At 59.6% G+C, this 19,392-nt stretch carries 14 protein-coding genes; 7 read left to right on the top strand and 7 right to left on the bottom strand.

Features of this window, described 5'->3' with window-relative positions:
- The first annotated feature begins 99 nt into the window (after window positions 1-99).
- The 4 genes from AACY07_RS11240 to AACY07_RS11225 are packed head-to-tail and all read left to right on the top strand — an operon-like array spanning window position 100 to window position 4,207.
- Window positions 100-1,542: a PIG-L deacetylase family protein gene (locus tag AACY07_RS11240; protein WP_339474839.1), complete on the top strand. Its 1,443-nt coding sequence runs from the start codon at window positions 100-102 to the stop codon at window positions 1,540-1,542.
- Window positions 1,539-2,690: a glycosyltransferase gene (locus tag AACY07_RS11235; protein ID WP_133076679.1), complete on the top strand. Its 1,152-nt coding sequence runs from the start codon at window positions 1,539-1,541 to the stop codon at window positions 2,688-2,690. The genes AACY07_RS11240 and AACY07_RS11235 overlap by 4 nt, the downstream gene beginning before the upstream one ends.
- Window positions 2,687-3,571 carry a glycosyltransferase gene (locus tag AACY07_RS11230; RefSeq protein WP_219262150.1) on the top strand — a complete coding sequence of 295 codons (885 nt, stop codon included), beginning with the start codon at window positions 2,687-2,689 and terminating at the stop codon, window positions 3,569-3,571. The genes AACY07_RS11235 and AACY07_RS11230 overlap by 4 nt, the downstream gene beginning before the upstream one ends.
- A 15-nt stretch (window positions 3,572-3,586) precedes the next feature.
- Window positions 3,587-4,207 (top strand): CatB-related O-acetyltransferase, encoded by a 621-nt coding sequence (locus AACY07_RS11225; protein ID WP_339474837.1) that lies wholly within the window; start codon window positions 3,587-3,589, stop codon window positions 4,205-4,207.
- 44 nt (window positions 4,208-4,251) lie between these two features.
- Here AACY07_RS11225 and AACY07_RS11220 read toward each other — a convergent pair whose 3' ends face one another.
- Entirely contained in the window at window positions 4,252-6,114 is a 1,863-nt protein-coding gene (locus AACY07_RS11220) for an O-antigen ligase family protein (RefSeq protein ID WP_339474835.1), read from the bottom strand.
- Window positions 6,115-6,271: 157 nt separating this feature from the next.
- On the opposite strand from AACY07_RS11220, the gene msbA reads away from it, so the two are divergent.
- The gene (gene msbA, locus AACY07_RS11215) at window positions 6,272-8,080 is read left to right on the top strand and encodes a lipid A export permease/ATP-binding protein MsbA (protein WP_339474833.1); all 1,809 of its coding nucleotides are present in this window, start codon (window positions 6,272-6,274) and stop codon (window positions 8,078-8,080) included.
- Window positions 8,081-8,231: 151 nt separating this feature from the next.
- Window positions 8,232-9,653, top strand: coding sequence for a bifunctional D-glycero-beta-D-manno-heptose-7-phosphate kinase/D-glycero-beta-D-manno-heptose 1-phosphate adenylyltransferase HldE (gene hldE, locus AACY07_RS11210; protein WP_339474831.1), 1,422 nt, complete (start codon window positions 8,232-8,234; stop codon window positions 9,651-9,653).
- Between the two features lie 120 nt (window positions 9,654-9,773).
- On the opposite strand, the gene AACY07_RS11205 is transcribed toward hldE, so the two are convergent.
- The 4 genes from AACY07_RS11205 to AACY07_RS11190 all read right to left on the bottom strand — a co-directional run bounded on the left by AACY07_RS11205 (window position 9,774) and on the right by AACY07_RS11190 (window position 13,281).
- Window positions 9,774-10,730, bottom strand: coding sequence for a metal ABC transporter ATPase (locus tag AACY07_RS11205; protein WP_339474829.1), 957 nt, complete (start codon window positions 10,728-10,730; stop codon window positions 9,774-9,776).
- Window positions 10,731-10,771: 41 nt separating this feature from the next.
- Entirely contained in the window at window positions 10,772-11,584 is an 813-nt protein-coding gene (locus AACY07_RS11200; RefSeq protein WP_133076672.1) for an aldo/keto reductase, read from the bottom strand.
- Window positions 11,581-12,756: an NAD(P)/FAD-dependent oxidoreductase gene (locus AACY07_RS11195; protein WP_133076671.1), complete on the bottom strand. Its 1,176-nt coding sequence runs from the start codon at window positions 12,754-12,756 to the stop codon at window positions 11,581-11,583. Before AACY07_RS11195 ends, AACY07_RS11200 begins: the two co-directional genes overlap by 4 nt.
- A 192-nt stretch (window positions 12,757-12,948) precedes the next feature.
- A complete protein-coding gene (locus tag AACY07_RS11190; RefSeq protein ID WP_094991926.1) occupies window positions 12,949-13,281 on the bottom strand; it encodes a DMT family transporter in 333 nt (110 codons plus the stop codon).
- Window positions 13,282-13,426: 145 nt separating this feature from the next.
- Here AACY07_RS11190 and waaA point away from each other — a divergent pair, with 145 nt between their 5' ends.
- Complete coding sequence (gene waaA, locus AACY07_RS11185) at window positions 13,427-14,704, top strand: lipid IV(A) 3-deoxy-D-manno-octulosonic acid transferase (protein WP_326427505.1); 1,278 nt, start codon at window positions 13,427-13,429, stop codon at window positions 14,702-14,704.
- Window positions 14,705-14,706: 2 nt separating this feature from the next.
- Here waaA and AACY07_RS11180 read toward each other — a convergent pair whose 3' ends face one another.
- Together AACY07_RS11180 and AACY07_RS11175 are read right to left on the bottom strand one after the other, a co-directional pair.
- The gene (locus AACY07_RS11180; RefSeq protein WP_339474826.1) at window positions 14,707-15,897 is read right to left on the bottom strand and encodes a hypothetical protein; all 1,191 of its coding nucleotides are present in this window, start codon (window positions 15,895-15,897) and stop codon (window positions 14,707-14,709) included.
- Window positions 15,898-15,911: 14 nt separating this feature from the next.
- A complete protein-coding gene (locus AACY07_RS11175) occupies window positions 15,912-19,385 on the bottom strand; it encodes a dermonecrotic toxin domain-containing protein (protein WP_339474825.1) in 3,474 nt (1,157 codons plus the stop codon).
- Window positions 19,386-19,392 lie beyond the last annotated feature (7 nt).

Raw genomic sequence — 19,392 nt, 5'->3', positions numbered from 1 at the left:
GGTATCACTGCGTTTTTTTGACATGCCGTAGTGCCTGCATCGCGAGCAGGCTCGCTCCCGCGGGAGTTCAATCACAAGAGCCAAGTCATGAGCCAGCCCATGAGTCGCAAACAACAGCTCCTCAAGCGCCACCGGCGCAACAAGCGCATTAGCCTGCTGATAGGCCTGCTGGTGCTGATTGCCAGCGGTGTGCTGTTGGCCTGGTGGCTGGTCCCGGTGTTGGCGGTGCTGGGCTGGGTAGCCCACGAAGCCTGGTTTGCCGATCACTTGTTCTATTCGGCCCAGGACGATTACCGGTACAACTTTGCTGCCGACGCTGAGCAACCGGCGGTACGCCTTGAGGGCGACAAGCTGAGGGTTGATCAGCCGTTGATACTGGATGGCGATGAAACCCTGATTCTGGCGATCACGATCAAAAGTGGCTGGCTGGGGCGGTTTTTTGATCCGTATGTACAACTGTCGGGCAGCGACTCTGCGGACAGGCAAACCTTCGAGCGTGGGGTCAATGGCCTGCGCTATCTGAATATCAGTGGTTGCTGCTCGGCCCTGGTCGATGACGCACTGCATGTGCGTGGTCGTTTTTGCCGCGTCATGGGTCAGCCGCACCTGTGGGTTTTTCGCCAGCCCGATTACCGCGACCAGCGCGTGATGGTGATCGCTCCCCATGCCGATGACGCCGAGCTTGCTGCTTTCGGGCTGTACAGTCAGGCCAGGGAAGCCTGGATTGTGACCCTGACCGCCGGTGAAATCGAAGCCGGGCATTATCAGCAGATGGGGCTGGAACGCGCCGACGCAGCCCGACTCAAAGGCCGCTTGCGCGCCTGGGACAGCATGGTCGTGCCGCGTTGGGCCGGCGTACCTGAAGACCGTTGCGCGCAGTTGGGGTATTTTTGCCTGCAATTGCCCGCCATGCAGGCGGCCCCCGATCAACCTGTGGCTTCGCGAGAGGCTGACTTGAGCGACATTCGCGTGTTCCGCCAATTCAACCCGTTCCCGCTGCCCGGTGATCTGGACGGCGCCCCGACCTGGCATAACCTGCTGGCTGACTTGCGGGCGTTGATCCTTCGCGCTCGCCCTGAAGTGATCGTGCTGCCGCACCCGGCAATCGACCCTCATCCTGACCATATCTGTGCCCATGCCGCCGTGATTGAAGCCCTTGAGGGTCTTGAATGGCAGCCGTCCACCGTGCTCGGCTACGCCAACCACCTGCATGACAACGATCGTTGGCCGATGGGCAACAGCGGTGATGGCATTGCCTTGCCGCCGGTGTTCGATGCCTCGCTCAGCCTGCGACCGTGCAGCCTGGCGTTGACCCTTGAGCAGCAGCGCGACAAGGCGATGGCGCTGGGCATGATGCATGACCTGCAACCCCGGGCCGCGCTCAAGCGCAGGGTGCGGCGGTCGATACAGCAGCTCTTGGCAGGTAGAAAGCCCTCGCCTTATGGCGAAAATGAATTCTTCCGTAAAGCGGTTCGGCGTCACGAACTGTTTTGGATAGTGAAAGAACATGATGCAACCGGGTTTCATCAGGGAGACTTATGAAGCGTTCCAAGGTTTTGCAATTGCAGCCCGATTACAACGTCAAATCCCATGACTTTGCCGATCTCGCCGAGCAGATCGTGCGCGCGCTCCCCCGAGAGCGCTACGAAATCACGGCGGCCTTTTTGCGTGGGCGTCCGGGCCCGGGCGAGCCGGTGAGCAAGGCGGATCACTCGGTGTATTTCGAGTTCAGCGACAAGTCGCTCAAGGGCATGCGCCTGCGCGCCATGTGGGCGTTGTACAAGTTCTGCCGTAAAGAGCAGTTTGATGTGGTGATCTGCAACCGTTTCAAGCCCGTGAACATGATGCTGCAACTCAACCGCTGGCTGAAAATCCCGCTGTGCGTGGGCATTTCCCACGGATTTGGTGAGTACGACCGCTTCTATCGTCGCAGCCAGGCCAAGCGCCTGATCGACAAGGCATGGCGTTTTGTAGGCGTGTCACCTGCGGTCAAACAGTACTTGCTCGACTGCAAGTGCGGTTTCACCGAGCAAAATACTTACGCGATTACCAATGCCATCGACATCGAGCAAGCCGAAGCCTTGCAGCTGCCACGCCAGCAGGCACGTGAACAGCTCGGCCTGGATCAGGATGCACGGATGATTGGTGCTCTGGGACGTTTGGTGCCGATCAAGGGCCATCGTTTCTTGCTGCAAGCCTTCGCCACGTTGAAAGACAAATACCCGACAGCGCAGCTGGCAATCATTGGCGCCGGGCGTGAAGAGTCGCGCTTGCGCGAACAGATCGAGCAGTTGGGCCTCACTGGCCGTGCGCACTTGCTGGGTTTCCAGGAGAACGCACTGCAGTACGTGCGCGCCTTCGATATCTGGACCATGCCTTCGCTGGCAGAAGGCCTGGGGTTGGCGCTGCTTGAAGGCATGAGCGGGCATTTGCCTGTGATCGCAACCAATGTGCCGGCCATGTTGCCGCTGATTGAAGGCGCTGGCGGCCTGGCCGTGAAGCCCAGTGATGTGGCGACACTCACCGCCGCGCTGGATGAGTACCTGGCCTTGTCGGATCAGGCGCTGCAGGCCAAGGGTGAACAGGCGTATCGCTACTTGCAGGAGCACCACGACATTGAAGTGTTCCGTCAGCAGTATCTGGATTTGATCGACTCTGGCTTGAGCCAGGCACGCAAGGAGCACCCATGACAGATTCGCAACCCTTGGTAACGGTGATCATCGCCTCCTATAACCACGGGCCCTATATCGAGCAGAGCATTCAGAGTGTTCTGGATCAGACCTATCCCAATATTGAGTTGCTGGTGGTCGATGACGGTTCGCCCGATGACAGCGTCGAGCGCATTGAGCGCTTGCAGGCGGTGCATGGTTTCGACTTTCGGGTACAGCAGAATCAGGGTCTGACCAACACCCTGAATGGCGCGATTGCCCGTGCCAAGGGCAGCCTGATTGTGCCGTTCGGCTCCGATGACATCATGATGCCGGACCGCATTGCGGTGCAGGTCGCGTACATGGATGGCAAGCCCGAAGTGGGTATTTGCGCGGGTAATATCGAGTTGATCGATGCCGACGGCAACCTCTTCCCGGAGAAGCGCCAGCGCCGTGACGTGCCGTTCAGGCGTCTGGATTTCGATGACATGTTCCTTGAGCGCAAGCCTTATCCGCCAGCGCCAACCCTGATGATCCGCCGCGAAGCGCTGGACAAGGTGGGGGGCTTTGATCCGGCCATTCGCCTTGAAGATCTGTACATCGAGCTGAAAATTACCCACGCCGGGTACTTTATCGACGGCCTGAACGTGGTGATGGCGCGCTATCGCAAGCACGCCACCAACTCGTACAAGAACCATCGGTTCATGATCGACAGTATTTTGCGCATTTATGCGCTCTTCAGTGACCATCCGTTGTATGACGAGGTGCGCTACAAGTTTCTCAACTCCATGTTCCTGAAAACGGCCAACCGCAATCGTGCCCTGGCCCGTGAGTTGTTGGCACAGATCCCGTTCAGGCACTGGACGGGTAAAACCTGGCGAGGCTTGGGGCGGTTGTATTTTTCACCGCTGGAAAAAGACTGAGACGGGGAGTGCACCATGGGCTGGATTGAACGTTTTCGGGAGAAGCGCGCCAAGCGGGCAATCCGTAAATTACCGAAAATCGAGCGGGGCGTTGCCCGTTTCAAGCAGTGCTATCCCGACTACGAAATGGGTCGTGGCAGCTATGGTCTGCCCTTGGTGCATGACTGGAAAGAAGGCTCGACCCTGCGCATCGGGGCTTTTTGCTCGATTGCCGAAGGGGTGAATATATTTTTGGGTGGGCACCATCGCGCCGACTGGGTAACAACGTATCCCTTTCCGGCGATGCTCAAGGCGGCGCAGCACATTACCGATTACAACGGCACCCGTGGCGATGTGGTGGTGGGCAGTGATGTGTGGCTGTGCTCCAACAGCACCGTGCTGTCGGGTGTCACCATTGGCCACGGCGCCATTGTGGCGGCCGGTGCGTTGGTGACGCGTGATGTTGAACCGTATGCAGTGGTGGGTGGCAACCCGGCGAAGTTCCTGCGCTGGAGGTTCCCTGAGGAGCAGCGCCTGGCCTTGTTGCAAACTGCCTGGTGGGAATGGCCGGATGCCGATATCGAGCAAGCGGTCGGCCAGTTGTGCAGTGACGATATTGAAGGCTTCTTGACCTGGGCCCGTCAGCGTCAGGACTGATCGCGGCCGTGGTCGGGAGCGCCCGAGGGCGCTCCGCTGATGTGTCAGGTTGCAGCGTTTGCCGTGCCCAGCTGTTTGATTTGCTGGCTCAGGCTGTTGACGGCCACCGGGTCGGCCAGGCTGGCGTAGCCGTCGAGTAGCGCCTGCAGTTGTTCTTCGAACAACCAGCGGCGATCTTCGGGGTAACGCTGCATGTGGCGCAGGTTGCGCTGGCGCAAGGCGATCCTGAGCGGCGAAGGGTAGAGGTGCATGTCGGCGATATCGATCAGGGCGAACTCGCCATCGTCCATCAGCAGCACATTGCCCAGATGTAGCGAGCGGAAGTAAATGCCCTTGTCGTGCAGTACCGCCAGGAACTTGCCGAAACGCTCCACCAGTGCCTGGCGAACCGCGGGCGAACCCATCGACTGCATGACCTGACGCAGGGTTTGGCCCGGCAGCGGCTGATACAGCACAGCCGTACTGCCATCCTTCAGTTGATACAGGTCCAGGATTTTCGGTGCGGCAATCCCCATGTCCTGCAAGCGCTCGCTGTTGACGGCAAAACGTTCGGAGTAAGGGTTGAAACTGCCGGATGTATAGCAGCGCCGCCCACGGAACAGCTTGAGGAAGTTGCCGTTTTCCAGGCGCAGGACTTTGGGGCCCAGACCATCTTCTTCAATTACCTGCGCATGGGCCTGAAGGGTGTCGAACGCCGCCTGGGAAAGGTTGCGAACAGGTCGGTCGCGCAAAGTCTTGAGGCGCTGGTTGATGCTCAGAGCAGCAATCAGGGCCAGGGGAATCCACAGCAGGTACCAGTGTTCTTTCGGCCTTGGCAGTATGCCGCCGCCTTCGGTCAGGCCGGCACCAATGCCGTACACCAGCCAGGCAGACGCCAGGATGAACAGCGGTTGCACGCGATGGCGCCAGCTACTGTAAAGCCCCCAGACCTGCATGAACAGCCAGGGCGTGAAGCCCAGAATACCGGTGTAATACAGCACGCCGAGGGCGAAGTTGTGTGGTTCGCTCAGCAAGAAGCCCGCACCCGGGTCCAGGCTCAGGGTCGACTCGTAGCCATGCCCGATCCATGGCATCAGCTTGATTTGCTCCAGTACCAGTTGCCACAGCTCAAAACGGAATGAGCTGCCGCGGCTCATGATCATTTCGGAGAACAGCGCCATCACCACGATACCGCCCACAACCAGCATGCTCATCAGCGCCAGTGAACGACGGTTCCAGCAGATAAAGCTCAGCCACACCATCGCCATGACCACTGCGACCAGAGGGGTTCTGGAGCCGGTGGCCAGCAGTGCAGCGAACATGATGGTAAAAGCAGGGATCGCGATAAACAGGATCTGCGGGCGCTTGCAGGTCATGCCCAGGGTGAGCCAGTAAATGCAAAAGAAGCCGAAGGCGTGGGAGCTCAGCAGCGGGTTGTCGAATGCGCCGGCACCGATCATCCGGTCTTCCGGGGCGAAATGACTGATGAACATGTACAGGTTATAGACAGTCGCGACCAAGGCAATCACAGCAGCGGCGAAGAACACCGGTTGCAGGCTTTCACTGCGGTATCGGGTCAGCAGCGCGCAGCCCCAGAACAGCATCAGCAGGTGCAAGGCCGGCTTGAGCGAACCCATGAAGTCTTCTTCGCCGTTGGTCCACATCAGGCTGGCCATCGCCCAGGCGGCAAACAACATGAAGCCGAGGACTATCGGGTCACGCAGAATCTCTTTCAGCTCTTTGGGCCGCAAGATGATCGCGATAAGGGTCGGAATACTGAACAGGCCGTAATACAACTTGTGATGAAGACTGCGTCCTGGCAGAAAATAAAGGTCGGATAGAAGCAATAAAAGACCGACAGGTAGTAGCCACAGGCAGATGAAATCAAACACCCGCTGCTTTGAATAATTTAAGTAGCTGAATTGCATGCTGAAAGGTTCATTCCAGGTTTTGGACGGCCATACTAGCGTACTGGCCCTGAAGTGTCGTTTTTACTGCCCTGGGAGGCTGGGGCTCAAGCGGCAGTCAGTACACCAGAGAAGCTGTGATAAAGTCAGCATCCTTTTTGACTAACCGCCGCGTGATATGACCGAATCCAGCCCCAGCACAAGCGAATCGAGCTTGAAGATATATCTGCGCCTGCTCAGCTATGTCCGGCCTTATGTCGGCCTTTTCCTGCTGAGTATCCTCGGGTTTCTTATTTTCGCTTCGACCCAGCCAATGCTTGGTTACATCCTCAAGTATTTCGTCGATGGCCTGTCCAATCCGGATGCAGTGCTGTTCCCCACTATTCCCTATTTGCGTGATCTGCGCCTGTTGCAGGTCGTGCCGATACTGATCGTATTGATCGCCGCCTGGCAGGGCCTGGGTTCCTTCCTGGGTAACTACTTCCTGGCCAAGGTGTCTCTGGGCCTGGTGCATGACTTGCGGGTTCAGCTGTTCAATAACCTGCTGGTACTGCCCAATCGCTACTTTGACAAGCACAACTCGGGCCACCTGATCTCCCGTATCACCTTCAACGTGACCATGGTCACCGGCGCTGCCACCGATGCGATCAAGGTCGTCATCCGTGAAGGCATGACCGTTGTGTTCCTGTTTGGCTCGTTGTTGTGGATGAACTGGCGCCTGACGCTGGTGATGGTTGCGATCCTGCCGCTGATTGCCGTCATGGTGAGCACGGCCAGCAAAAAATTCCGCAAGCAAAGCAAGAAGATCCAGGTAGCGATGGGTGACGTGACGCACGTCGCCTCGGAAACTATCCAGGGTTATCGCGTTGTACGCAGTTTTGGCGGTGAAGCCTACGAGCAAAAGCGCTTTCTGGAAGCCAGTCAGAGCAACACTGACAAGCAACTGCGCATGACCCGTACCGGGGCGATTTATACCCCGATGCTGCAACTGGTCATCTACGTGGCCATGGGCGTCCTGATGTTCCTGGTGCTTTACCTGCGCGGCGACTCTTCGGCGGGCGACATGATTGCCTACATCACCCTGGCCGGTTTGTTGCCCAAGCCGATTCGCCAGCTGTCTGAAGTCAGCTCGACGATCCAGAAGGGTGTGGCCGGTGCTGAAAGCATCTTTGAGCAACTGGATGAGCAGCCTGAAGTCGACACCGGCACTGTTGAGCGCGACCACGTCAGCGGTCGTCTTGAAGTGCGTAACCTGAACTTCACCTACCCGGACACCGATCGTCAGGTGCTCAAGGACGTGACCTTCACGGCCGAACCAGGGCAGATGGTGGCGCTTGTGGGGCGTTCCGGTAGCGGCAAGTCAACACTGGCGAACCTGATTCCGCGTTTCTATCACCACACGTCGGGCGAAATTCTGCTCGATGGTGTTGATATCGAGGACTACCGCCTGCTTAACCTGCGCCGTCATATTGCCCAGGTAACTCAGCATGTGACCCTGTTCAGCGACACCGTGGCCAACAACATTGCCTATGGCGATTTGGCGGGTGCCCCCCGTGCCGATATCGAAAAAGCGGCGCGTGATGCCTATGCGATGGACTTTATCGAGCAATTGCCACAAGGCCTGGACACTCAGGTCGGCGAGAACGGCGTGCTGCTTTCCGGCGGTCAGCGCCAGCGTCTGGCCATTGCCCGGGCGTTGCTCAAGAATGCGCCATTGTTGATTCTGGATGAAGCCACCTCGGCGCTGGATACCGAGTCTGAGCGCCATATCCAGGCAGCACTCGACCACGTGATGAAAGGCCGTACCACGCTGGTGATCGCTCACCGCCTGACGACCATCGAGAAAGCCGATCTGATCCTGGTCATGGATCAGGGCCAGATTGTCGAGCGCGGTACCCATGCCGAGCTGATGGCGCAAAACGGCTACTACGCGCGCCTTCACTCGATGGGCCTTGATGCGCCTCAAACCTCGGGCGATATCGCCTAGCAGGGTGTCGCCGCTGCCGGAGTCTTCGGTAGCGGCGACACAACGCGCTCGCTCTGCCTGATTCTCATTCGCTGCGATTAATACCGTGAACGGACCTGCGTTCACCCTGTGTTAATATCGCGCCCCTGTTCATTTTGTATGTGGGATCTCCATGAAGTTGTCCATGCCGCGATTCGATCAAGCCCCTGTCTTGGTGGTAGGCGATGTCATGCTCGACCGTTATTGGCATGGCGGGACCTCACGGATTTCGCCTGAGGCGCCGGTGCCGGTGGTCAAGGTCGAGCAAATCGAAGACCGCCCGGGCGGCGCTGCCAACGTTGCGCTCAACATTGCCGCACTGGGTGCGCCTGCCTCATTGGTCGGTGTGACCGGCGACGATGAAGCCGCCGACAGCCTGGCCAATCGGCTTGAAGGCGCCGGTGTTCGTGCATTGTTCCAGCGAATCGCGCACCAGCCGACCATCGTCAAGCTACGGGTCATGAGCCGTCACCAGCAACTGCTGCGTATCGACTTCGAAGAACCGTTCGCCACTGACGCCCTGGCGTTGGGCGCCGAAGTTGAAAACCTGCTCGAAGGCATCAAGGTGCTGGTGCTGTCCGACTACGGCAAAGGCGCCCTGAAAAACCATCAGGTGTTGATCCAGGCTGCGCGGGCCAAAGGTATTCCGGTTCTGGCTGACCCCAAGGGCAAGGACTTCTCTATCTACCGTGGTGCAAGCCTGATCACGCCCAATCTCAGCGAGTTCGAAGCCATTGTCGGTGGCTGCACCGATGAGGCTGACCTGGTGGCCAAAGGCGCCAAGCTGATGGCTGATCTGGATCTGGGGGCCTTGCTGGTGACCCGTGGCGAGCATGGCATGACCTTGTTGCGTCCGGGCTTTGCAGCCATGCACTTGCCCGCTCGGGCACGTGAAGTGTTTGACGTTACAGGTGCTGGCGATACCGTTATTTCGACCCTGGCCGCCGCCATTGCTGCCGGTGAAGAACTGCCCCACGCCGTGGCGCTGGCCAATCTGGCGGCCGGTATTGTTGTCGGCAAGCTGGGTACGGCAGCCATCAGTGCGCCGGAACTGCGCCGGGCGATTCAGCGCTCCGAAGGTTCTGAACGTGGTGTTCTGAGCCTCGATCAGCTGTTACAGGCCATCGAAGATGCACGGGCACATAACGAGAAAATCGTCTTCACCAATGGTTGCTTCGACATCCTCCATGCCGGTCATGTGACCTACCTGGAGCAAGCGCGGGCCCAGGGCGATCGCCTGATCGTTGCGGTCAACGATGACGCTTCAGTGAGTCGCCTCAAAGGCCCTGGTCGCCCGATCAACAGCGTTGACCGGCGTATGGCCGTATTGGCGGGTTTGGGCGCGGTGGACTGGGTGATCAGCTTCCCTGAAGCGACTCCAGAGAACCTGCTGGCCCAGGTCAAGCCGGATGTACTGGTCAAGGGCGGTGATTACGGGATCGATCAAGTGGTCGGTGCCGATATCGTGGCGGCTTATGGCGGTACGGTCAAAGTGCTGGGGCTGGTTGAAAACAGCTCGACCACGGCGATTGTCGAGAAGATTCGCGGTCAGTAACGATCAAGCGGATGCAATGTGGGAGCGGGCTTGCTCGCGATAAGATCGCCCCGGTTTTTCTGAAGACCGCGTCGACTGTATCGCGAGCAAGGCCGCTCCCACACGTGCATTGCTCCGGGTTTAAACCTTCTTCACGACCTTTCTGAATATCTGCCGCGCCCTGCCGGTCAGGCGCTTGAGCCTGGACTCCGGTGTCGGCGGGCTCAAGCCTTGCTGCTTGACCCAATCCTTCCAGTGAATCCGCTCGTCGTGTACCACCCAACCGTCCTGAGGCGCAAAGCTCTCGGCCAGACGCACGCCCCGGGTACTGGCAGGGTGCAATTGGTCTTTGGTGAGGGTGTACAGCTCGGCGCAGGGCTGGCCATCGGTCAGCGGGATCAAGTACAGGTCCGGGTGCTTGCGGTCCAGGCGCGCGACCAGTTGATCGCCTTCCAGTCGCTCGTCGACATGAAACAGGCTCAGGGACTTGGCTTCCTTGGGGACCTCCAGGCGCAGGTCGTAAATCAGTTGCAGTGACGCCGTCGGTAAATGCACGTAGGCCCGTGGTCGTTCCAGCAGGGGCTGGCTGCCACAGCGTACGGGCCGCGCAGCTCCAGACAGTGGCGTCAGGCGAAAGGGCAGGGCTTCACGGTAATGCAGGGCGGCTGCATAGGGGGCCGGTAGCCACGTTTCGTTGAAGCGCCCGCTGAGCCAGCCTTCGGGGGTTTCCAGCAAGCACTCTTCGGCAATTTCCTGGATCGCCGTATGCAGGGGCAGGTTGACCTCATGGGCTGGCACATAGCCTGAAATCAGCTTGAGCACCACATCGCCCCGATCCTGTCTGCGCTGGCGCACCAATACCCAGTAGTCGCGGCCTTGCCAATGCAAGGTCAAGCGCACCGATACCCCAAGGTTTGCCAGTTCCAGGGAAAAGCGCTCATTGTTGGCCACTTTCACCGGTCGGCGTTTTTGCAGGGTTTGCGTGAAGTTCAGCGGCATGCCGACGCTTTGATAGCTCAGCCCCTCAGGTGTGGCTTCGACATACAACGGCAGGGTTTTGAAGTCGCTGGGGTTCTTGCGGATCAGCATGCGCGGCATCTTGGCTCCTTCTTGCGTCGGGGTCGACCACATAGCCAGCTTCAGGTTTTACGCAGTACCTGCGCAACCGTCGCCACGTTATGGGCCAGGTGCAGCGGATTGATGGTGCCGACAATAGCACTGGCAACTCCGTGATGGCCAAATACCAGTTCGAAGCTGGCGCGTACCGGATCAACCCCCGGACTCAAGCAAACATGCCCGCTGGCCAATGCTTTTTTGACCAGAATGGCTTTGCCGTGGGCCGCGGCGAATTCGATAACAGGCAGCTCGGCCTGCTCATTGAGGTTATAGGTGACCATCGCGCAATCGCCTGTTTCCAGGGCCTTGAGCCCGCCTTCAACGGTTTTGCCCGACAGGCCGAAGCCGCGAATCTTGCCTTCGCGTTTCAGTTCGGCAAGGGTCTCGTAGACCTCGCACTCATTGAGAATCGCAAGGTCATTGCCGTCAGAGTGCACCAGGACCAGATCGATGAAATCCGTTTCCAAACGTTGCAGGCTGCGCTCCACCGAACGCCGAGTATGGGCTGCGCTGAAATCATGGCTCGACTGGCCGTTGACGAACTCTTCGCCCACTTTGCTGACAATCACCCAGTCCTGGCGTTGGCCGCGCAAAAGCGGGCCCAGGCGTTCTTCACTGCGGCCGTAGGCGGGCGCGGTGTCGATCAGGTTGATGCCCAGGTCACGGCTGAGCTTGAGCAGCATTCGCGCTTCGTCATCCCCCGGTATCTGAAAACCGCTGGGGTACTTGACCCCCTGGTCGCGGCCCAGCTTCACGGTGCCAAGGCCCAGTGGCGAGACCAGCAGGCCGGTACTGCCCAGCGGTCGATGAAGTTCGTGCAGGGTTGGCTGGCTCATGGCAACAGTTGCTCCCAGGCGGTCTTGCCCAGAGGCGGGCGCGGTAGCGCAGGTAGGGCTGGGGCATTGCCCGGCTTGATACCGTCGTTTTCCAGTGCCTGGATCACGCGATCCGAGAAGTCAGGTGCCAGTGCCAGCTTGGTAGGCCAACCCACCAACAGGCGGCCTTGATCCGCCAGGTAGGCGTTGTCCGGGCGCACCAGGCCCGACTGCGCAGGCTCGGCGCGGTTGACCCGCAACGTGGCCCATTGCGCCTGGCTCAGATCGACCCACGGCAGCAAATTGCCCAGCTCTTTTTTGGCAACGGCGATTTGCTCGGCAGGTTCGCGGGCAACACCATCGGCTTCGGCGATGTCTCCGCCCAGGTACCATACCCATTCACCATCAGCGGCCGGGTGGGTGGTGACGGTAATGCGCGGCTTGGGGCCACCGCCCAGGCAATGGGCGTAGAGCGGTTTGAGGCTAGGACCCTTGACCAGCACCATGTGCAATGGACGCAGTTGCTGGGCTGGAACACTGATACCGGCACTGGCCAGTAGCTCGGCATTGCCTGCACCTGCGCTCAATACAATGCGCTGGGCATGAATGTCGCGTCCGTCGACCCGCAGGCCGATCAGCTCGTTGTTTTCAAACAGGGGTTCAATGGTCTGGCCGGCCAGCAAGCCGTCGCCCGCCAACTCGGCCAGACGCTCGATCAGGCTGGGAACATCGACCACCAGCTCCGCCAGGCGATAGACCTTGCCCTTGAAGCGCGGGTCTTGCAGGGCGGGGGGCAATTGGTCGCCTTTGACTTGATCGACCCGGCCCCGTACGGCCTTGCTGGCAAAGAAGCTGGTGAGGTTGCCCGCCAGCGTGCCGGGTGACCACAGGTAATGGGCTTCGGAGAGCAGGCGCACGCCGCTCAGATCCAGTTCGCCATCACCGGCCAGGGCTTCACGCCAGCGCCGGGGCATATCGGCGATGGCTTCAGAGGCACCGGTCAGGGCGCCATGCAACGCGTACTTGGCGCCGCCATGAATGATGCCCTGAGATTTCACGCTCTGACCGCCGCCCAGGCTTTCACGTTCGACCACAATCGTGGAAAACCCCTGACGTCGCAGGCGGGCATTGAGCCAGAGGCCGGCAACACCAGCGCCGACAATCAGCACGTCGGTGGAAATAACAGATGGCATGAGCGACCTCAGCGTTTAAAGACAAAGACCGCAAGTATACAGTCTGATCTTCAACCTGCCTTGACCTGTAAATACTCTATGGCAGACGCAACTTGCCTGGGTAGTCGCTGACGAGGAACGAAGGCTGCGAGCTCTTGATCTGGAAGAGCTCGCAGCCTTCGTTCCTCGTCAGCGACTACAGGGTGGGCTGTTTCAGTGCCCCGCGGTTTTGGAAAACAGCTGGATAACAACCACCCCCAACACAATCAGGCCCATGCCGAGCATGGCAGGCACATCGAGCTTTTGCCCGTAGATAAACAGTGCCGCGATGCTCACCATCACGATGCCCATGCCTGCCCACACGGCGTAAGCCACGCCTACCGGGATGGTACGAACCACCAGGGTCAACATCCAGAACGCAGTGGCGTAGCCGGCAATCACCAGAATCAGAGGCAATGGCGTGCTGAAGCCCTTGATCGCTTTCATGGAGACGGTTGCAATCACTTCGGCGCAAATGGCGATGGCCAGATAGTAGTAGGCGTTCATGGTGGAGTCCTGAGTGTGGTGCGGGGCAATTTAACAGCTAGCCATTCTAGTAGTTGTGAAAGTGTGTAGTGCGTTCTGGTTGCGACAGGGAAGGGGCTATTCGGTGCCATCATCGTGAATACTTTTTCAAGTAAACTCCCTGCCCATGAATAGAACTCTCTACACCTTGCTGTTTCATCTGGGGCTGCCGCTGGTGGCGATTCGTTTGTGGCTGCGGGCGCGCAAGGCGCCAGCCTATGCCCGGCGTATTGGCGAGCGTTTTGCCTTGAACCTGCCGGTCATGCAGCCGGGCGGGATATGGGTACATGCGGTATCTGTAGGCGAGAGCATTGCCGCCGCGCCAATGATTCGCGAGCTGCTCAAGCGTTATCCACAGTTGCCGATCACCGTGACCTGCATGACGCCGACCGGATCCGAGCGGATCCAGGCGCTGTTCGCAAACGAGCCGCGCATTCAGCATTGCTACCTGCCCTACGATTTGCCGTGGGCGGCGGCGCGCTTTCTGGATCGGGTCAAGCCCAGGCTTGGCGTGATCATGGAAACCGAGTTGTGGCCCAACCATATCCACCAGTGCGCCAAGCGCGGGATCCCGGTGGCGCTGGCCAATGCCCGGTTGTCTGCACGTTCGGCCAAAGGCTATGCGCGGTTTGCGGGCTTGACCCGGCCCATGCTCGAAGAAATGAGCCTGATCGCCGTGCAGACCGAGGCCGAGGCTGAGCGTTTTCGGCTCCTGGGCGCGCGCCCTGAATGCGTTGAGGTCACCGGCTCGATCAAATTCGACCTCAGTATTGATCCTCAACTACTGATCAAAGCCCGAGCGTTGCGTGAGCAATGGCAGGCGCAAGAGCGTCCGGTGTGGATTGCTGCCAGCACCCACGAGGGCGAAGACGAGATCGTGTTGTCGGCCCATCGTCAATTGCTCGCCAGTTACCCCAATGGGCTGCTGATATTGGTGCCGCGTCATCCTGAACGATTCAATTCGGTATTCCAATTGTGCCAGCGCGAAGGGTTTGCCACCGTGCGCCGCTCAAGCGGTGAGCCGGTTGCGGCTCAAACCCAAGTGCTGCTGGGCGACACCATGGGTGAATTGCTGTTTTTGTATGCCTTGGCAGACAGCGCCTTTGTCGGTGGCAGCCTGGTGCCCAACGGCGGGCATAACCTTCTGGAACCGGCGGCGCTGGCCAAGCCCGTGCTGAGCGGGCCGCATCTGTTCAACTTTCTCGAAATTGCCGCCAAGCTGCGCGAAGCCGCAGCCCTGGAAGAGGTCGAGGATGCGCAAGGTCTGGCCCTCGCCGTGCAGCGCCTGTTTGAGTTGCCGCAAGACGCACAGCGCATGGCTGAGGCAGGCCTCAAAGTCATGCAGCTCAATCAGGGCGCCTTGCAGCGATTGCTCGACGGCCTGGCGCGCTTGATGGCGCGCTGAGCCTATTGGGCCACTGGCAGAAACCAGCGTTCTGCCAGTGGCCGGCCGATCTGGCCACGGTGGACGTTGACAATGGCTTGTCCGCTTTTTGCATTGGCCAGCTGCGACCAATAGCTGAGCGTGCGTTGTGCCTTGGTCTTCAAATGAGCCACGGTATAGTTCTGCTTCAAGGTGTCGGCCTCGGCATAGTGAAAGTGGGCATACCACAGCGCCTCACCCCTACGGTCGTTGATGGCATATTCCTGGATAAAGTCCCGGCGCTCGCCCGTTAACTGGATGCGCCTGCCAAGACCGGCAATCTGGACCAGCTCCTGATCAATCAGGTACTGCAGGTTGCCATGGGTCGGTGGCAGTTCCAGGCTCAACTGAATGCGCATGGCCTTGCCTTCAGTCACCATCTGCTGCGCCGCATTGCGCATCCTGTCGACCAGGGTTTGATCGTCCTGCAGGCGAGCGTCGTCTGGCTGTGCTTGCAAGGCGACGTGCATTTCGGTGGCCAGTTTGTCGAGTTTTTGGGCTTCGTGGGTCAGCAGTTCTTCGACCTCCTGGGGGTGACGGGACAGGGCCTTGTACTGCCCGGCCTTGCGCAGATGACCTTCGAATTGGCTGAACAGCTTGCGCGCATCGCCTTTGATGACGTTGAGAGGTCGGGTGTGCGGTGCTGGCGCGGGGTGATCGGCCGTGATTTCGACCCATTCGTCGCCATGTTGCAAGTAGGTTGAGAGCAGGTGTTTGTCGTAGTCAGAACGGACTTCAATGACCTCCTTGTGCCATTCGCTGTCGGCGGGTCTTAGCTCGCCAATCAACTTGCCTTTGCCTCGCACACTGATCATTTTTTTGGGTCTCACGCCCGCAGTCGAAGGTGTGCGTTTGCGTGGCTTCTTGGCTGGCGGTTGAGCCGGTGGCCTGATTTCGGCCGCCAGTTGGCGGGTGACGTCCTGGTAAAGATCGGTGACCAGGGCAGATAGCTGGTTGAAGTATTCGAGGTTTAGTTCATCGCCGTAAACGATGCCAATTCCTTGCAAGGCATCCAGCGCCTGCCCGTAGCACTCCACCAGACTGCCCAGAATTTCGAGGCGCTTGCTGGCGTCGAACTCCAGAAGGTTGAGCTGGTTATGGGTGTGTACATGCTCTTTAAGCGGATCAATCGTGAGGTCCAGGCTGCCCTCTACCATGCTGCCTGCCAAGGGCATGGAACTGGACAGTTTCAGGCAGTCCAGCTGAAGCTTTTGAGACTCAGGCTGGTGTGCGCGTCGGCGGGAATCTCCAGGGCCAGTTTACCGGCAACGGTGGCCCCGGCTTCGCTGAGGTTGAACAGTTCTTCCAGGTAGTGGTTTCTTTGTTCTATGCGTTCGATGGTGGCCTGGTTGAGTGCCACTTGCTCATGCATGAACTGGGCGAAGCCTGCCCGATCGGCTTCAGCCGCCGCTTCTTGGCCGGGCCCCGGGGTGGTGAACTGCGCCCACTTTTGCATCAGTGCGCTCTGCTCGCCTGCCGAAATGGCCATGGAAAAACTGCGGTTGTCGAAGGACTTTTCGAGCAAGGACACCACGATGCTTTCGTGAAAGGGGATCTTGAGCTCGATGCGTTCCTGGTTGCTGGCCAGCAGTGTCTGGTAAGCGCTCAATTCGGCGTGCAGGGCTGTCCTCAGTTTTTCGCGCAGGCTGGCCAGCTGTTGCTCGGTGAAACGGGGGTCTGCGCTAGCGCTTTTCAGGGCCATGTGAGTGATTTCAACGGCTTTTTGCAGAGGTATTTCCCGAGGGAAAAAATCTTTTAGATCATTGCCCAGCTGGGTTATCCGCAGCGCCCTGTGTTGTTGAAAGGCGGCGATGCGCTTGGGCGGCATACCGCCCAGCAAGCGTAATCGCAAATCAAGCGACCAGTTGCCATGGCGGTCCGATTGCAGGTTGGGGCCCGGGTGGCGGGGATCGGTGATGGACACGATGACCGCCGTGCCTTCGGGGTCGACATCGACGGCGTACAGGTTCTGGTCGATCAAGGCATGCCAGGTCCGGTCGAGGTAATACAGCCCCTTGCGGGGGCCGTCGGGGTGTGCGGTCGGCAGCGCAGGGGGACGCGTCACCTTGAAGCCGGCCAGCCGTTCGCGCTGGCTGGGTGTCAGTTGATTGCGGGCATTGGCGAAGCTTAAATCCAGCACGGCGCTTTCTGCGTTGGGCAATTGGCCGGGCAGCGCCACGCTGCCGGAGATAACGCGAGGCGGCGCTGGCTCGGGCCAGACCTGCGGCACGCGCAGGGTTGTAAACGGGCGCATGGCTTGCGTCCGCAGCCCGGTGGGCAGTGCCGTGAGTACGCTGCGGGAACCGGGAGCCTCGTGAAGCAGCAACAGCCCGACGTTGAGCAGTATGTCGGCGGCGGCCTGCTCCCGGACGGTCGGGTCATTACTTGCGAGTGCAGGGATAGTCTGGCTGGCCAGGCCCATCAGGCCCAGCAACCCGCCCGTCACCATCAGGGGCGCCGGCACCGCCGGCAGCATCAGCAGGCTGTTGAAAATCAGACCGCCACCCTCCAGCAGCACGGCCCAGCGGCTTTCACTGTTGGTCACCGATTCTGCGTTGGCCTGTTCCACCAGAGCTCTGGCATTGCAGCCGTACAGGAACTGCATCAATTGGCCGTTGTTCAGGTATTGCAGCAACTCGTCGCTGATGCCGTTAACGGCCAGCAGCGCGGGCTTGGGCGCTTCAATGGGGTCGTATTCGCTACCCAGGCCAAAACGCACAAAGTGGGGTTCCTTGAAACCTCCGTGGTCGTAGATCGGGCGGGCCCTGTCACTTAACCAGGTGATGACGCTGGCTTGCAGCTCTCCGGGCTCGGCGATAGCGTCCAGCAAGGCGTCACGGGTGCTGAATTCCAGCAAGGAGGGGGCGTAGAGCGGGCGGTACAGCACATGCGGGCCATGTTCAACGTTGGCGGGTTCAATGATGAACATGTTGTTGACGATGTCCGGCACCGCTTCGGGCTGTCGCACCAGCGCCAGGTGACGGATCACCACTGGCGCGCCCTCGACCACGCGATCGGCGGCGCGATTTTGCACCACCGCAGCGACATAACTGGCGCCCAGGGTGGTCATGGAGCCTTCTTGCTTGAGGCACAGTTCCAGGGCTTGGAGTGGCAGTTGCGCGCGCAGGTGCTCGGCGAACAGTTTTTCGCGCGCCTGGGCGTCGGGTGTGTTGCTCAGCAGCAAGCTTTCAAGGCGCTCGGGGTAGGCTTTGCCGATGTTGACCTGTTCAATCAGGCCGCCGCGTCGTGTGATGTAATCGGGCGTCAGCCACTGGGGAAGGTCCAGACCCAGATGGTGGCGCACGCTCAGCGTGCCTTTGGGACGACCGATCAGGTTTTTCAGGGCCAGGTCGGTCAGGCTCATGGTCACGGGCTCCACGACACCCAAGGTGCCATAAGCCCCGGCGACTGTCAGAAAGGTCAGCTCGATTTCGTCGGGGCTCAACAGCTCGCTGAGCGCGTGTACGGGCGTGTCCAGCTCAAATTGCAGTTGATCGGTGCGCATTTTTTGATGCAGCACATCGGCGGCGTACGCACGCAGCGTACTGATGTCGGACAGGTAGGTCCGGCCCTGGCTGTTTTTTTTCGCCGCGGCCAAGGTCAGGCTGTACTGGCGAAAGCGGGCCTGATCGGCAGCACTCGCGTTTTTCAGCCAGTCGGGCAAGTGTTGCTTGAGGGTTTCAAGGGTGCGCAGATTGGCTTGAGGGGCGGCGACAAAATAGCGGGAGGGCTCGGTGATATGCCTGTATACCTTGTCCAGCGCCTGCCAACCGACGCTGGAAGGCAGTTCAAGCAAGCCAATACTCTCCAGCTGCCGGTTAAGGAGGGCAGCGCTGGCGGCGTCGAATACATTGCCGTCGAGCTCATATTGTTCAAGCCGGATTTCGTCAACGCTGAAGGACCGGCTGATCTTTCGGGCCCAGCCCCGGCCCAATGAATCCTGATTTCGATAGGTCAGGGTCTTGCCGTTGGCATTGCACACGAGTATGTGCTCCGGGGTCACCAAGACGATTCGTGAACTCATCCCGGAGCGGGTCTCGCCTGCATTCACCAGCGTGGCCTTGAGCCAGTAAGCGTGAACAGCGTTTTGTGCGTGTTGACGGACACGCTCTTCAAGTTCGGGGGCGTTGATCACTTGGTTGATGGCCTCACGGGCTGTCTGAGGCAGGTCGGATTGCTGGAGGGCGCCGATGCGCAGGGTGTCTTTCAGCACATCGCTGAGCCATTGCCAACGGCTGACGCCGGTATCCGCCGGTTCTGACCAAAAGTTGCTCAAAGCATTTTGCAGGCCAATGGGCAGGCGCCAGGTCAGCTCTTTGACCAGGCGCTCGATGACGCGCATATCCAGCTCGCCCTCTTCGGGCTTGAGCCAGTCGGGAGCGTCATCGGTCAGGTAGTAGGGTTGCGTGTTGATCGGGCTTAGATCCAGTTCGGCGCCTGTGCCCAGGTAATCCAGCACCTTGGGCATGAATGGCTGCAAGTCCCAGCCCCCTTGAGGCCGGGGGACGGCCAGACGGGTGCGGGCCAGATCAATTTTGAGGGTGGGGTACTCTTGGGCAATGGCCGCCGCGAGCATTTGCCGGGTGACAGATTCAAGTGAGGGCGGGTTGGCGAATTGTTCCCGAACGGCGTTTTGTGCAGGGGCGAGATGGGGCGTTGTCATAGGGGGT

The organism is Pseudomonas sp. RL_5y_Pfl2_69 (assembly GCF_963970465.1).
Classification (GTDB): Bacteria; Pseudomonadota; Gammaproteobacteria; order Pseudomonadales; family Pseudomonadaceae; genus Aquipseudomonas.
Note: the sequence above shows the minus strand (reverse complement) of the source record. Positions and strands in the feature narration are given on the sequence as shown.